Consider the following 12,790-nt stretch of genomic DNA (forward strand, 5'->3'; position numbering starts at 1 on the left):
TGTAATGCCAGGCGGGAGCGGCGCGCCGTGCCAGGCGAATCCCGAAATGGAAGAGCGCCCCAGCTCGAGATGAGTCTGAGGCGCTCCTGCCCGGCTTCGCACGCGATGGGTGTCAGACAGCCCGGCGACTTCAATCTACTGCCGCGCCTGGGGCCGAACAATAGGGAAAACCCGATGAATATTAGCGGTTTACAACATTCTTCGGCCCCTGGCGTCGCGCCGCTTGGGGAGGTTTTCGATAGCGCTGCGGCCCGCCGTCAAGGCGATGTGACATATTCATCCAGCTCGGCATCCGCGAATTGTGGCGGTCTGCACGGGCGCGGACACTGGATCCTCATTTCATCGCGTGGGGAGATTGGCAGTGTCGGGATATCTGAAGCGTCAGGCCGGGCAAGGCATGACGGAATACATCGTGATCGTGGCGCTGGTGGCGGTGGCGGCGATCGCCGTCTACCAGTACTTCGGCCAGGTGGTGCGGTCGCAGACCGCGGCCATGGCCCGTGAGCTGGCGGGCGAGGACGGCGGCGCGCAGTCGCGTGCCGCGCAGGCGGCGGTGCGCAAGGCCGCGGGGCAGACGGCCGCGCGTTCGCTCAAGGCCTTCACTGGCAACGCGGTGGTCGAACCATGAACCGCCCTGTCTCGGGATGCATGCGCCAGGCCGGACAGCGCGGCCAGGTGCTGGCGCTGGGCCTGCCGCTGCTGGGCGTGCTGGCGGCCGTGCTGGTCGTGTTGCACGGCCTGGGGCGAACGGTCGAGGCACGTGCGCGCCTGACCCACGCGGCGGATGCGGCGGCCTACAGCGGCGCGCTGGCGCAGGCGCGGCAACTCAATTTCCTGGCCTACGCCAACCGCGCGCAGATCGCGCACCAGATCGCGATGGCGCATCTGGTGACGCTGGGCGCGTCGTTGGCCTTCGCGGACACGCTCGCCGGCCAACGGCGGCGCAACAATCCGCCCGGGCACCTGCTCGCCAGCCTGTTCGGCCGCGACGTCGGCCAGGCCTATCGCGCGGCGCGTGCCGATCTCCCGGCACAGCGCGATTTGGCGCGGCTCTACGCTGAACATGAGCGTGTCGCGCACGCGGTGCTTGCCGCGGGATCGGCCGCGGCGGTGGCGGGGTTGCCCGCCGAGCGCGAGCGCCTGATGCGGGCCGTGCTGCGAGACAACTACGCCGGCGAAGCGGCGGCCAGCCAGCCGGTGCCGCGTTTGCTGCATGATGGCTGGCCGGGATATGTACGACGGCGCACCGCGACGCGCGGTGTCGGGGTCTGGTCGGCGGTCGAGCAGGCGGCGCAGCGCTACGGCTTTCTCGACCGGCGCGACGGCACGCGGCACAGTGCCGTGCCGCCCAATGCGCAATGCCCGGCATCGCCCCATGCCTTGCGGCGTCGCGGTTCAACCTGGCTGGATGCGCAGGGACATTGGGGAGCGCTGGACACGCAGTCGTTCCATTCCTCGCGCTGGAATCGCTGGGCGGGTTGCTATTACCGCGAATACAGCATGGGTTGGGGCGCGGTGTTGGAAACGGATGCCAAGCCGCCTGCCGAGGTGGAATATGCGAAGGATCCTCCCTCCGACTTCACCACGCTGGATTTCTGGCGCTGGGTGAAACAATCGACCTCTTGGAGCCTCGGTGCCGGCGTCGCCACGCCGCTGGCGAATTCCTATGCCCTGGCCCAGGGCAGGCGTTGGCCCGGCCAGGGGGTGCCCGATGACTACGAGGTGGTGAACGGCGCCCTGCCACTGCGCTTCGTGCTGGCCGTGAGGCAGCATCTGGGCGCGATGGCGCGGACCCCTGCGCGTGGCCAGCCGGTGGCGCCCGAGGGCAGCCGCGGCGAGCGTCGGACAATCACCGTCACGACTGCCGCCGAAACCTATTTCGCGCGCCCGTCGGGGCGCGCCGGTGACCACGATGAACTCGCCACGCTGTTCCGTCCGTACTGGCAGGCGCGGTTGTCGGCCGAGCCCGCGCCGCGAGCGCCGCAGAGCGGGGAGGCACCATGACGGGCGGAACCATCGGGCAGCGCGGGCAGGCCATGGTCGAGGCCCTGGTCCTGTTGCCGGTATTGATTCTGATGCTGCTGGCGATCGCCTGGACCGGCAAGGTGCAGTACCGCGCGCTGACGCTGATCCAGTCCAGCCGACGGGTTGCAATGTCGATCGCCATGGGCGTCCCGGCGGGCGCCAGGGATACCGCGCGCCTTCAGGTGACGGACGATGCGGCCGGCGCCGGCGCGTGGTGGTGGGGGCCGGTGCGCCGGGTGTCGGCCACGTCCCGCGCCGACGTCACCGGCGTGGCTGCCTGGGGCGGGGTGCGCCTGGCGCGTCGCCTGAGTGTCGCGGCCGACGCGGGCAATGCGCGCGACGAGCGGGATACGCAGCGACGCATTGGCGCCTCTGCGGCGGCGTGGGGCCGCGTGGCCGCGGACGCCCGAATTCTGGCGCGTGCCATCGCGCCGGCCATCGCGGCCGTGGATGTCCCGTGGCGCCGGCCCGCGTTGTCGCTGGACTGGCTTTCGTCCTGGGCCGACGTGGTGCCGGCCGACAGGAAGGCAGACGATGGGAGCGCGCGTCCATGAAGGGGCTGGCCCTGACCCTGACCGTGACCCGGAGGCTGGCAATCTGCGGCTTGGTCACCGTGGCGACCGTGCCGCCGGTTGCGGTGCGCGCGGGGGCACTGGCGAGGTCCGAGCCGTCGATGGCGATGACGCCTGCGGCGTTGCGGTTCCCGGCGGGATCGCGGGTCGAGCCTTTGTCCGATAACCTGTGGTTGCACGGCTTGCCGTTGCAGGCGGTGATGTTCGACGCGCCGGTCGATGTGCCGGAATTGATCCGAACCCTGGCGCGCCAGCAACCCGGGTTGCGCGATCTCACGGTGCTGGCCGGGATGGCCATCTTGTCCGGACGCGTGGGGGGGGCCTACTGGGTGGCGTTGCTGACAAGTCCCGCGGCGGGGCGCAGCGTCGGCAGCGTGTCGGCGTTGCAGGCGGCGGATCGCAGGGATGCGCCGCGGCCGGCCTGGCTGCCGCCTCCAGTGCGTCTGAGGTTCGATTTGCTTTCGGTGGAAGCCGGTGTCCGAGTGTCCGAGCGCATCTGGCAGCATGTGCTGCCCCCGGCGCGCCTGGCGCCGATCCTGCGCCAGGGATTGCAGCGCCAAGGCTGGCATGACGCTGGCCAGGCCGCGGATGCCGGCGCCTGGCAGTCATGGCGCCGCCGCGGCGAGCAGTTGGATTGGCTGCTGACACCGCTGGATGGCGGCAGTGGACTGTGGATCAGGCGGAGGGAGCCATGACGCGTGTCGCTTTCCAGGGCGTGCGCAAGCTGGCCGTCCCGCTGCTGGCGCTGGCTGCGGGTCTCGTGTCGGCATGGGCCGTTCGCGAGCATGTGCGGCAACGTGTCGAGGGGCTGCGGGCCGAGGCGCGCACGCCGTTGGTTCGCCGCCTGGTGGCGGCCCGCGACCTGCCGGCAGGCACGGTGCTGGAGGCCGCGCAGTTGGCGGTACGCGAGGTGCCGACCGTGTGGGCGCCCGCGGCCAGTATCGAGCCACAGGCGATCGACAGTGTGCTGGGCGCCCGGCTGGGTGTCGACCTTGCCGGCGGCGAGCTGCTACTCAGGGCCTGCCTGGGCGCGGCCGACCCGGCACCGTCGCGTTCCTTGGCCACGCAGATCCAACCGGGACTGCGTGCTTTCATGGTGCCGGCCACTGACCTGGGCGGGTTGGCGGGCCTGCTGCGGGAGGGCGATGCCATCGACATCTACACCTCGCGGTCATACCGGGGACACGAGGCGATCGCGCCGGTACTGCAAGGCCTGCGGGTACTGAGCACAACCGCCAACGCGGACGGCGAGGGGGGCGTCGGGATCACGTTGGCGGCCCGTCCCGATGAGGCCATGCGCTACCTCTCGGCCAGGCAGGCGGGGGCACTGACCGCTGTGCTGCGCAGCCGCAATGATCCCGCGCAGACCGAGGCCGCGGCGGGGCGCCAGACGTGGGGGCCGATCGAGCGGGAACCGACGTCCCGGCGGGTCCCCGGCGTGACCATCCTGTACGGCGATCGGCCGGACGAACGCACAGGTACGCAAGCCGCGGTCCTGGCGGATTTTGAATCGGAGCATCCATGAAGATTGGATTCATCGTGATCCTGTGCGCGCTGGGCCTGGGCTTGGCCGCGCCGCCGGCGTGGCCGGCGGGCGAGACGCTCGACATGCAGGTCGGCGAGAGCCGCGTGCTGGTGTTGCCGGGCGTCACGCGCGTGGCCATCGGCGACAGCCAGGTGCTGAACGCGGTGGCCACGGATGACCGTGAGGTCGTGGTGTCGGCGCGCGCCGAAGGCGTGTCGTCGATGCATGTGTGGGCGCAAGGCGGAATCACGCGCTACGACGTGCGGGTGGTGGCGGCCGGTGCGCCACGCCTGCGCGCCGAAGTCGAATCCCTGCTGGCGCGCATTCCCGGCACGCGCAGCACCCTGGTGGGCGGACGCCTCCTGATCGAGGGGGATGACCTGTCCGACGACGACCGCGCCCGGGTCGCGGCACTGGCGCAGCGGTATCCCGAAGTCGTGGATTTCACCGGGCAGGTGGGTTGGGACAACATGGTGCTGCTGGATGTGCAAGTGGTGGAGATTCCCAGCTCGCGATTGCGTGAGCTCGGCGTGCGCTGGGATGGCGTGACACAGGGAGGACTCAACGCGGCCCTGGCGTGGGATGCCGGCTCGCGTGGCCGGATGGCCCGGCCCGGCGAACGGGTCGTTGAGACCGCCGCGCCGGTTGCGTCCGCGGCGGGCTACTTCGGCGTGAACGCATTGCTGTCGGCGCGCATTGCCGCGCTGGCCCAGAGCGGCGAGGCCGTGATGCTGGCGCAGCCGCAGTTGCTGGCGCGCAGCGGCGCCAGCGCGACCTTCCTGGCGGGGGGCGAGGTGCCCTATGTCTCGACCGATTCCCGCGGCAATCCCACGACGTTGTTCAAACCGTATGGCGTGTCGCTGCGGATCACGCCACGCCTCGACCGCAATGGCGTGATCCGCTCGCTGATCGAAGTCGAGGCCAGCTCCGTCGACATGGCCCTGACCGCGGCCGGCGGGCCGGCGCTGCGCACCCGTCGCGCATCGACCGAGTTCAACGTGCGCTCTGGCGACACGTTGGTCATCGGCGGATTTCTGTCGCGTGAGCGCTCCGACGAGGCCAGCGGCCTGCCCGGGCTGAAGGACATACCGATCCTGGGCGCGTTGTTTTCGTCGCGCCGCTATCAACTGCGCGAGACCGAGCTGGCGATCTTCGTGACGCCCCGGATCGTATCGCGCAGCGAGCCCGCCATGGCCGAGCGGGTGCGGCGCGGGCGCGAGCTGGTCGACGCCGCATTTCCACAACCCTCGCGGCTGGGCACGGCGCTACCCGCAGGCGGGTGGAGCGTCTACGCGGGAGCGGGATCGCAATGGATTCGCGATGCCGCAAAACCCATTTCAGCCGAACAGGAGTAATGCCATGCTTGATATCGAGATGACTTTTGAAGACACCGCCACGCGCAGGATCCGGGCGGCCGCGCCCGCGCTGATCGGCAGGGGCGGCCATTGCGACCTGCGCATCGCCAACTGGCGCGTGGGCCGCCAGCATGCGCGCTTGCTGCGCCAGGCGTCGGAGATCGTGCTTGAAGACCTCGGCGCCCTGGGCGGGACGTTCGTCAACGGCTTGCGCGTAATACGCCACGCGCCCGTCCGGCCTGATGACGAGATCCTCATCGGGCCGTGCCGTCTGCGGGTGGCGCCGGCCCCTCCGGACACCCCTGGCGCCGTGGCGGCCCCGCTGCCGGCGGCAACGCCGCGCAGCGTGTCCACGGAGCCTGCTGGCGCGCCGCCATCCTCGTTGCCCGGCCTGGATCTGCGCCGTCGGTTGCACACCGCGCTGCTGGCCGCGCTGGACCTGCGCCGCCGCGACGTAGCCGGCATGAGCGATGCCATGCTGCGTGCCGAGGCGGCCCGGCTGCTGACGCGGATCCTGGCCGATGATGCGGCGCTGCCGCCGGAGGCCGATCGGGCCGCGCTGTGCCGGGAGGTCCTGGACGAGGCGGTCGGGCTGGGGCCGCTCGAACCCCTGCTGGCGGCGCCCGATGTGACCGAGATCATGGTCAACCGCCACGACGAAATCTACATCGAGCGTGATGGGCGGCTGTGGCGCCACGCCGCTGCGTTCACCAGCGAGCAGTCCGTGCGCCGCGTCATCGAACGCATCGTGACGCCTTTGGGACGCCGCATCGACGAAAGCTCGCCGCTGGTCGACGCGCGCCTGCCGGACGGCTCGCGGGTGCATGCCGTCATTCCGCCGGTCGCGCTCAAGGGCGCGAGCCTGACCATCCGCAAGTTTCCCGCGCATCGGCCCGCCATGTCCGATCTGCTGGCGGCGGGCACGCTCAGCGTCGCCATGGCGCGGTTCCTGGCCAGGTGCGTGCAACAGCGCAAGAACCTGGTGGTTTCGGGCGGGACCGGCGCCGGCAAGACTACGCTGTTGAACGTTCTTTCGAACGAAATTCCGCAGGGCGAACGCGTCGTCACGGTCGAAGATGCGGCGGAATTACGGCTGAACCATGGCCACCTGGTGGCGCTGGAAGCGCGGCCAGCCAACCAGGAAGGCCGAGGACGGATCGACATCCGCGAGCTGGTGCGCAACGCGCTGCGCATGCGGCCCGATCGGATCGTGGTCGGCGAATGCCGCGGCGCGGAGGCCTTCGACATGCTGACCGCGATGAACACCGGGCATGAAGGGTCCCTGACCACGCTGCACGCCAATTCCGCGCGTGACGCCCTGGCGCGGCTGGAGTCGATGGTGCTGATGGCGGGGCTGGATCTGCCTCTGGCGGCGATCCGCGAGCATATCGCGGCAAGCATCGACATCATCGTGCAGCAGGCGCGTCTGTCGGACGGACGGCGGGTGGTGGCAGCCATCGCCGAAATCACCGGCATGGAAAGCGGACGGATCCAGTTGCAGGAGCTGTTCCGGCACACGCGCGCGGGCGGCTTTACCGGCTGCGGCATCGTACCCGGCTTCGCGCAGGAATGGCTGGCGGCCGGCGTCGACTTGGATATGGCGTGGTTCGGCCTCGATCGCGGGACTGTCGGGGCAGGTCGCGAGGCGACGCCATGATCTGGCTGGCCATGGCGACCACGCTGGCCTGCATCACGCTCCTGGCATGGCAGGCACAGCACTGGTTGGCGCCGGCGTTGCTGCGTCACCGCGAGCGCTACGCGCGGGAGGCGGGAAGCCGGCTCGAGGAGTTGTTCGTGTTCGTCGAGCCGGCCCGGTTGTGGGCGGGCGCGGTGGCGCTGGCGGCTCTGGCGGCGGCCCTGACGTTGATGGCCACCTCGAGCGGGGTGGCGGCTGCCCTTGCCGGCGTGGCGGCGTGGCGGGTGCCGCGCCGCCTGGTCAAGGCCTTGCATCGCCGCCGCGTGCGGCGTTTCGAGCAGCAGTTGCCCATGGCCTTGCTGATGCTGGCGTCGGCGCTGCGTGCCGGTGTCGCCCTGGCGCCTGCCTTGCGCCAAGTCGTGGCCGATGGCGGCGGACCGCTGGCGCAGGAATTCAGCCTGATGCTGCGTGAGCAACGCCTGGGGGTGCCCTGGGAGGAAGCGCTGGAACACCTGAGCTCGCGGATGGCGGCCGAGTCGACCACTCTGGTGGTGGCGGCCATGCGGCTTTCGGCGCGAACCGGTGGCAATCTGGCTGAGGCGCTCGACAGCATTGCGCAGACCTTGCGCGCCAGGCTGCAGTTGCAGGATCGCGTCCGGGTGCTGACCTCGCAGGGCCGCCTGCAGGCCTGGATCGTGGGGGCGTTGCCGTTGCTGTTGCTGGCCGTGCTGGAGCGGCTCGAACCCGACAGCATGGCGCCGCTGTGGCATACGCCGCAGGGGTGGGGGGTGCTGGCCCTCGTGGCCACGCTGGAAACCCTGGGTGTCTTGCTGATCCGGCGCGTTGTCCGGGTCGATGTCTGAACAGTGAGGTCGGGATGTGGCTGGTGTTGGCGATGGCGGGCGCGGCATGGGGGCCGTCCTGGATCACGTGGCGGCTGTTGCGGCGCGTACCGTGGGCAATCGGGCGGGATCTGGCCCTGCCGTGGTGGTGGCGCATGGGCGCGCCCTGGATCGCGTGGCTTGCGCCCCGCCTGGTGCCGCTTTGCCCGCGCCGCGGATACGCATGGCTGTCCGGCAGGGTCTCGCGGGCGGGGCTGCCAGCGGCCGTTCGTGCCGAACATTTCCTGGCCCAGAGTCTGCTGGCGGCGGTGGGCGGTGCGCTGTTGGCGGGCGTGGGGCTGACGGCAGGGCTGGCAGACAGCGTGACCGATGGCGCCTTGCCTGGCATGCCTCTCGCAAGCGGTCTGGCGGCCGCGCTGCCGTGGATATTGGCCGGCGCGGGCCTGGCCGGCCTGTTGCCTGGCCTTTGGTTGCGCGCGCGCGGGGTCGACCGTTGTCGGCGTATCGAGCGGGGGTTGCCATTCGTGCTCGACATGATGATCCTCTGCGTCGAGGCCGGGCTGAGTGCGCAGGGGGCGTTGCTGGCGGCGGCCTCGAGTGGGCCGGGCGGTCCGCTGCGAGACAGTCTGGCGGATGCGCTGGCGCAGATGCGGGCGGGCGTGACCAGGGCCGTGGCCTTGCGGGCCATGGCCCAGCGTTGCGGCAGTCCGCTGGTGCACGATTGGGTGACCGCCCTGGCCCAGGCGGATGCCCTGGGCATCAGCCTGGCGCCGGTATTGCGGGCGCAGGTGGCGCAGTGCCGCCACGTCCGCCAGCAGCGCGCCGAACAACAGGCGCTGCGGGCGCCGGTCAAGATGCTGCTGCCCTTGATCGGCTGCATCTTTCCCTGCACGTTCATCGTGCTGGCGTTTCCCATTGCGGTTCAACTGCTGCGGGGGGCGGGGTGAAGGGCCGCATGGGCGCGCCGGGCGGCCGGCTCAGGCTGTTACGGATCCACGGGGCGATGGGGCGGATGCGGGGCCTGTTGGGCCGCCCGCCGCCCGGGCCGCGATCGGGGATCCTGCTGGTCCCGTGCCGGGCGGTACACACCTTCGGCATGCGGTATGCCATCGATGTGGCGTTCGTGTCGCGCGAGGGGCGGGTGGTGAAGGTGTGCAGGGCATTGCCGCCCCGCCGGATCGCGTTATGCCTGGGCGCTGTGGCCGTTGTCGAGGTTCGGGCTGGCGCTGTTGATGCCGAACACGGAGGTGTACGACGGATAGAAGCTGCAATAGAACACGCCCGCCGCCGCGATCGTGAACGGAATCTGCAGCGTGCTGGCAAGCTGCGGCGACAGGCCCAGGGCGACCAGCAGCCCCGAACACAGATCCAGGAACAACGCGATCAGGACCCAGCTGGCGGCGTACACCAGGAAGGCCCATTTGTTACGCCAGCAGGCGATGCCGGAAAAGAACAGCGCCTGCGTCAGGCGCAAGCCGTGCCATGCCACCAACACCGGGGCGTACCAGAACAGCGCCGCGATCACGATATAGAGGATCGTGAAAATGATGAGTGGCGCGCGCAGGGCCAGCAGGATGGGTTCCATGCTGTTTTCGATGGACGCGATGCGCATGCCTTCGGAGAAGGCGGCCGAAAAGGGCAGGAACGTCGCCAGGCCCGTCATCAGGCTGACCGCCGCATACAGCAGGCCCATCAGGAACAGCTTGCGGAACACGCCGGGCTGCTTCAGCGGCTTGGCCCACATCGAGGGCAGCATGACGCGATCCGCTTCGACGTGCTTGCAGGCGGCCAGGCTCATCAATGTGACCGAGGGCATCAGCGCGATGAACAGGATCGGGCCCACGATCTGCGCGGCGAAGGCGAAAATGACCAGAAGGCTGTTGACCAGCGCCCAGGTGTACATGGCCAAAGGTTGCTTGCGGAACAGACGGAAGCCGTCTCGAACCCATTGCCAGCCGGAAGACGCGGGTAGGAATGCTGCTTGCATGGCTCTCTTGGTGGGGGGCTCTCAAAAAGGGACGTGCTACCCCCCAATTATGGGGGGCGTAACGATTACGGCAATACCGGCAGGCCCGGGCGGTGGCGCGCCTGCAACACTCTTTCGAAATGCCGCGGGTCGTGCGGCTTGAGCGTCTGGGCCGGGCGCGGCAGGAAAAAGTCATACAGGCGCGACAGCCAGAAGCGCAGGGCGGCGGCGCGCAGCATCAGCGGCCAGGCCTGGCGTTCGGCGTCGGTGAACGGCCGTACCCGGGCGTAGGCGTCCAGCCAGGACTCGACCAGCCCGGGGATGAATTCGCCGGTCTCGCGTTCGATGCACCAGTCGTTGACGCTGACGGCCACGTCGAACAGCCAGGTGTCGCAGCCGGCGAAATAGAAATCGATGATGCCGCCCATGAGCGGATCCTCGAAGGTGCCGGCGAACAGCACGTTGTCGCGGAACAAGTCGCAATGGGCCGGGCCGGCGGGCAGTGCCTGCCAGGCCGGGCTCGCGGCCGCCGCCTGCTGGGCGGCCAGTTCCGACTGCAGCAGTTGCGCCTGGCCGGGTTCCAGGAAGGGCAGGACCTTGGGCGCGGTCTCGATCCACCATGACAGGCCGCGCAGGTTGGGCTGTTTGATCGGGAAGTCCTGCGCCGCCACGTGGGCGCGGGCCAGGGTGGCGCCGGCCAGCGCGCAATGGGCCGGGCCCGGCGCCGGTTCGTAGCCGCCCGGCAGGCGCGAGACGATGGCGCAGGGCTTGCCATGCAGGGTGGTCAGGCGGGTGCCGTCACGCAGCGTCTGGGGTTGCGGCACGGGGATGCCGCGGCTGGCCAGGTGGTACATCAGTTCGATGTAGAACGGTAGCTGGGCATGCGTGAGCACCTCGAACAGCGTCAGCACGTATTCGCCGCGGCTGGTGTACAGGAAGTAATTGGTGTTTTCGATGCCCGCCGTGATCCCTCGCAGCGAGACGAACTCGCCCAGGTCGAAATGCGCCAGCAGGGCGCGCGCGTCGTCGTCGGATACGGGGGTGAAAACGGCCATTGATGTCGGGAAATATGAGGGTTAACGAACGCGGACATGGGGCGCGTGAACAGGCGTGTACGCGGCGGCGGCGCAATTTTAGACCACCTGGCCCGCAGGGGGCGGGAACAACGCCGGCCGGGTCCGCCGGGCAGACTTGCGCTAACCACCGTAAAATACCGCATCCCCTTGTTTTGCTGAGTGATTCTTGGACTCCCCCGACTGGCGGCTGTGTGTCGCCCCGATGATCGACGTGACCGACCGGCATTGCCGCTATTTCCACCGGCTGCTGGCGCCGCGCGCGCGTCTGTACACCGAAATGATCACCACCGGCGCGCTGCTGTATGGCAACGTGGCGCGCCATCTCGATTTCGACGAGGCCGAGCATCCGGTCGCGTTGCAACTGGGCGGCAGCGAGCCGGACGCGCTGGCGCAGTCCGCCAAACTGGGGCAGCAGTGGGGCTACGACGAAATCAACCTGAACTGCGGTTGTCCGTCGGAGCGGGTGCAGAAGGGCGCTTTCGGCGCCTGCCTGATGGCCGAGCCGGAGCTGGTCGCCGATTGCATCAAGGCGATGCGGGACGCGGTCGATATTCCAGTGACGGTCAAGCACCGGCTTGGGTTGGACTATGACGAGTCGTACGCCTTCGTGCGCGATTTCGTCGGCAAGATCCACGATGCCGGTTGCCGGGTGTTCATCACTCATGCGCGCAATGCCGTGCTCAAGGGGTTGTCGCCCAAGGACAATCGCGAGATTCCGCCCCTGCGCTACGACGTGGTGCGCCAGCTCAAGCAGGATTTTCCGGACTGCGTGTTCGTGTTGAATGGCGGGCTGGCCGACGCCGGGCAGTCGGTGCGCGCGGCTGCCGACTTCGATGGCGTCATGCTGGGCCGCGCGGCCTGGCACACGCCACGGGTGCTGTCCGAAGTGTCGCTGCAACTGTGGCCGTCGCTGCGGCTGCCCAGCGATGCCCAGGTGGTCGACGCGATGATGGCCTACGCCGCGCGCCAAGTGGCGCAGGGCGTGCCGTTGCGGGTCATGACCCGGCCGATGCTGGGCCTGGTGAATGGCCAAGCGGGTGCGCGGCGCTGGCGCCGCATGTTGTCGGACCCGGCGCTGCTGGCCGCCAACGATCCCGCCCTGATCTACGACGCCTGGCGCAGCCAGCGGCATGCGCCGCAAGAGCGCGACGCCACGCTGACGGCGGCCTCGGCTGGCGCCTGAGCCCGGCCCCAACGCGGATTGCGACAACGCCCAGGCGGCCTGCCGGCCGCCTGGGCGTTGTTCATGGCGGGCCGTGGCTGGCCGGCGGCCGGGGCCGCCGCCACGCCAGGCGCGACGGTGTCAGGACGACGTCGATTCCGCGCTTTCGGCGGGCCAGTCGCGGATGTAGGCCTTGAGCATGTTGTTTTCGAACTGCTGCGCCGCGACGATGGCCTGGGCCATGTCGTAGAACGAAATCACGCCCATCAGTGTCGGGCCATCCATGACCGGGATGTAGCGCGCGTGCTTTTCGAGCATCAGGCGCTGGACCTCGTCGGCGCTGGTGTTGGGCGACACGCTGACCGGCGCGTCGTCCATGATGGAACGAATGGTGGTTTCGCCCGCGCCGCCATGCGCATGCATATGGCGGATGATCTCGCGGAAGGTCAGCATGCCGACCAGCGTGCCGAATTCCATGATGACGAGCGAGCCGATATCCTGCTCGCTCATGGTTTGCACGGCCTGGGACACGGGCATGTCCGGCGATGCCGTGTAAAGCGTGTCTCCCTTGACGCGCAGAATCTCGCTGACCTTCAACATCGGTTTCTCCTGGGCGGTGGTGCCCTGATTG

Annotated in this window: 13 protein-coding genes and 1 pseudogene; 11 read left to right on the plus strand and 3 right to left on the minus strand. The window is 69.4% G+C overall.

Annotated elements, in window-relative coordinates:
* Nucleotides 1-397 precede the first annotated feature (397 nt).
* The 10 genes and pseudogenes from ACN6O8_RS09275 to ACN6O8_RS09320 form a co-directional block, all read left to right on the plus strand.
* Complete coding sequence (locus tag ACN6O8_RS09275; RefSeq protein WP_427991139.1) at nt 398-628, plus strand: hypothetical protein; 231 nt, start codon at nt 398-400, stop codon at nt 626-628.
* Nucleotides 625-2,004 (plus strand): hypothetical protein, encoded by a 1,380-nt coding sequence (locus tag ACN6O8_RS09280; protein WP_427990774.1) that lies wholly within the window; start codon nt 625-627, stop codon nt 2,002-2,004. The genes ACN6O8_RS09275 and ACN6O8_RS09280 overlap by 4 nt, the downstream gene beginning before the upstream one ends.
* The gene (locus ACN6O8_RS09285) at nt 2,001-2,579 is read left to right on the plus strand and encodes a TadE/TadG family type IV pilus assembly protein (protein WP_427990775.1); all 579 of its coding nucleotides are present in this window, start codon (nt 2,001-2,003) and stop codon (nt 2,577-2,579) included. The genes ACN6O8_RS09280 and ACN6O8_RS09285 overlap by 4 nt, the downstream gene beginning before the upstream one ends.
* Nucleotides 2,576-3,292, plus strand: coding sequence for a hypothetical protein (locus ACN6O8_RS09290; RefSeq protein WP_427990776.1), 717 nt, complete (start codon nt 2,576-2,578; stop codon nt 3,290-3,292). Before ACN6O8_RS09285 ends, ACN6O8_RS09290 begins: the two co-directional genes overlap by 4 nt.
* A complete protein-coding gene (gene cpaB / locus ACN6O8_RS09295; protein WP_427990777.1) occupies nt 3,289-4,122 on the plus strand; it encodes a Flp pilus assembly protein CpaB in 834 nt (277 codons plus the stop codon). Before ACN6O8_RS09290 ends, cpaB begins: the two co-directional genes overlap by 4 nt.
* Nucleotides 4,119-5,477 carry a type II and III secretion system protein family protein gene (locus ACN6O8_RS09300; protein WP_427990778.1) on the plus strand — a complete coding sequence of 453 codons (1,359 nt, stop codon included), beginning with the start codon at nt 4,119-4,121 and terminating at the stop codon, nt 5,475-5,477. The genes cpaB and ACN6O8_RS09300 overlap by 4 nt, the downstream gene beginning before the upstream one ends.
* Before the next feature lie 4 nt (nt 5,478-5,481).
* The gene (locus ACN6O8_RS09305; RefSeq protein ID WP_427990779.1) at nt 5,482-7,134 is read left to right on the plus strand and encodes an ATPase, T2SS/T4P/T4SS family; all 1,653 of its coding nucleotides are present in this window, start codon (nt 5,482-5,484) and stop codon (nt 7,132-7,134) included.
* The gene (locus ACN6O8_RS09310; RefSeq protein WP_427990780.1) at nt 7,131-7,976 is read left to right on the plus strand and encodes a type II secretion system F family protein; all 846 of its coding nucleotides are present in this window, start codon (nt 7,131-7,133) and stop codon (nt 7,974-7,976) included. Before ACN6O8_RS09305 ends, ACN6O8_RS09310 begins: the two co-directional genes overlap by 4 nt.
* Nucleotides 7,977-7,990: 14 nt before the next feature.
* Nucleotides 7,991-8,902 (plus strand): type II secretion system F family protein, encoded by a 912-nt coding sequence (locus ACN6O8_RS09315; protein WP_427990781.1) that lies wholly within the window; start codon nt 7,991-7,993, stop codon nt 8,900-8,902.
* A 65-nt stretch (nt 8,903-8,967) separates the two neighbouring features.
* A pseudogene (locus ACN6O8_RS09320) lies at nt 8,968-9,132 on the plus strand (DUF192 domain-containing protein); the annotation flags it as partial.
* 6 nt (nt 9,133-9,138) lie between these two features.
* On the opposite strand, the gene ACN6O8_RS09325 reads toward ACN6O8_RS09320, so the two are convergent.
* Nucleotides 9,139-9,942, minus strand: coding sequence for a BPSS1780 family membrane protein (locus tag ACN6O8_RS09325; RefSeq protein ID WP_427990782.1), 804 nt, complete (start codon nt 9,940-9,942; stop codon nt 9,139-9,141).
* A 65-nt stretch (nt 9,943-10,007) separates the two neighbouring features.
* Nucleotides 10,008-10,976, minus strand: a complete 969-nt coding sequence (locus ACN6O8_RS09330) for a homoserine kinase (RefSeq protein WP_427990783.1) — start codon at nt 10,974-10,976, stop codon at nt 10,008-10,010.
* Between the two features lie 187 nt (nt 10,977-11,163).
* Between ACN6O8_RS09330 and dusA the strand changes: the two genes are divergently transcribed.
* Nucleotides 11,164-12,180 (plus strand): tRNA dihydrouridine(20/20a) synthase DusA, encoded by a 1,017-nt coding sequence (gene dusA / locus ACN6O8_RS09335; protein ID WP_427990784.1) that lies wholly within the window; start codon nt 11,164-11,166, stop codon nt 12,178-12,180.
* Between the two features lie 120 nt (nt 12,181-12,300).
* On the opposite strand, the gene ACN6O8_RS09340 is transcribed toward dusA, so the two are convergent.
* On the minus strand, nt 12,301-12,759 hold the full coding sequence (locus ACN6O8_RS09340; RefSeq protein WP_427990785.1) for a CBS domain-containing protein: 459 nt from the start codon (nt 12,757-12,759) through the stop codon (nt 12,301-12,303).
* Nucleotides 12,760-12,790: the final 31 nt, after the last annotated feature.

Origin of the sequence: Achromobacter sp., assembly GCF_050285565.1 — a bacterium.
GTDB lineage: Bacteria > Pseudomonadota > Gammaproteobacteria > Burkholderiales > Burkholderiaceae_B > Achromobacter.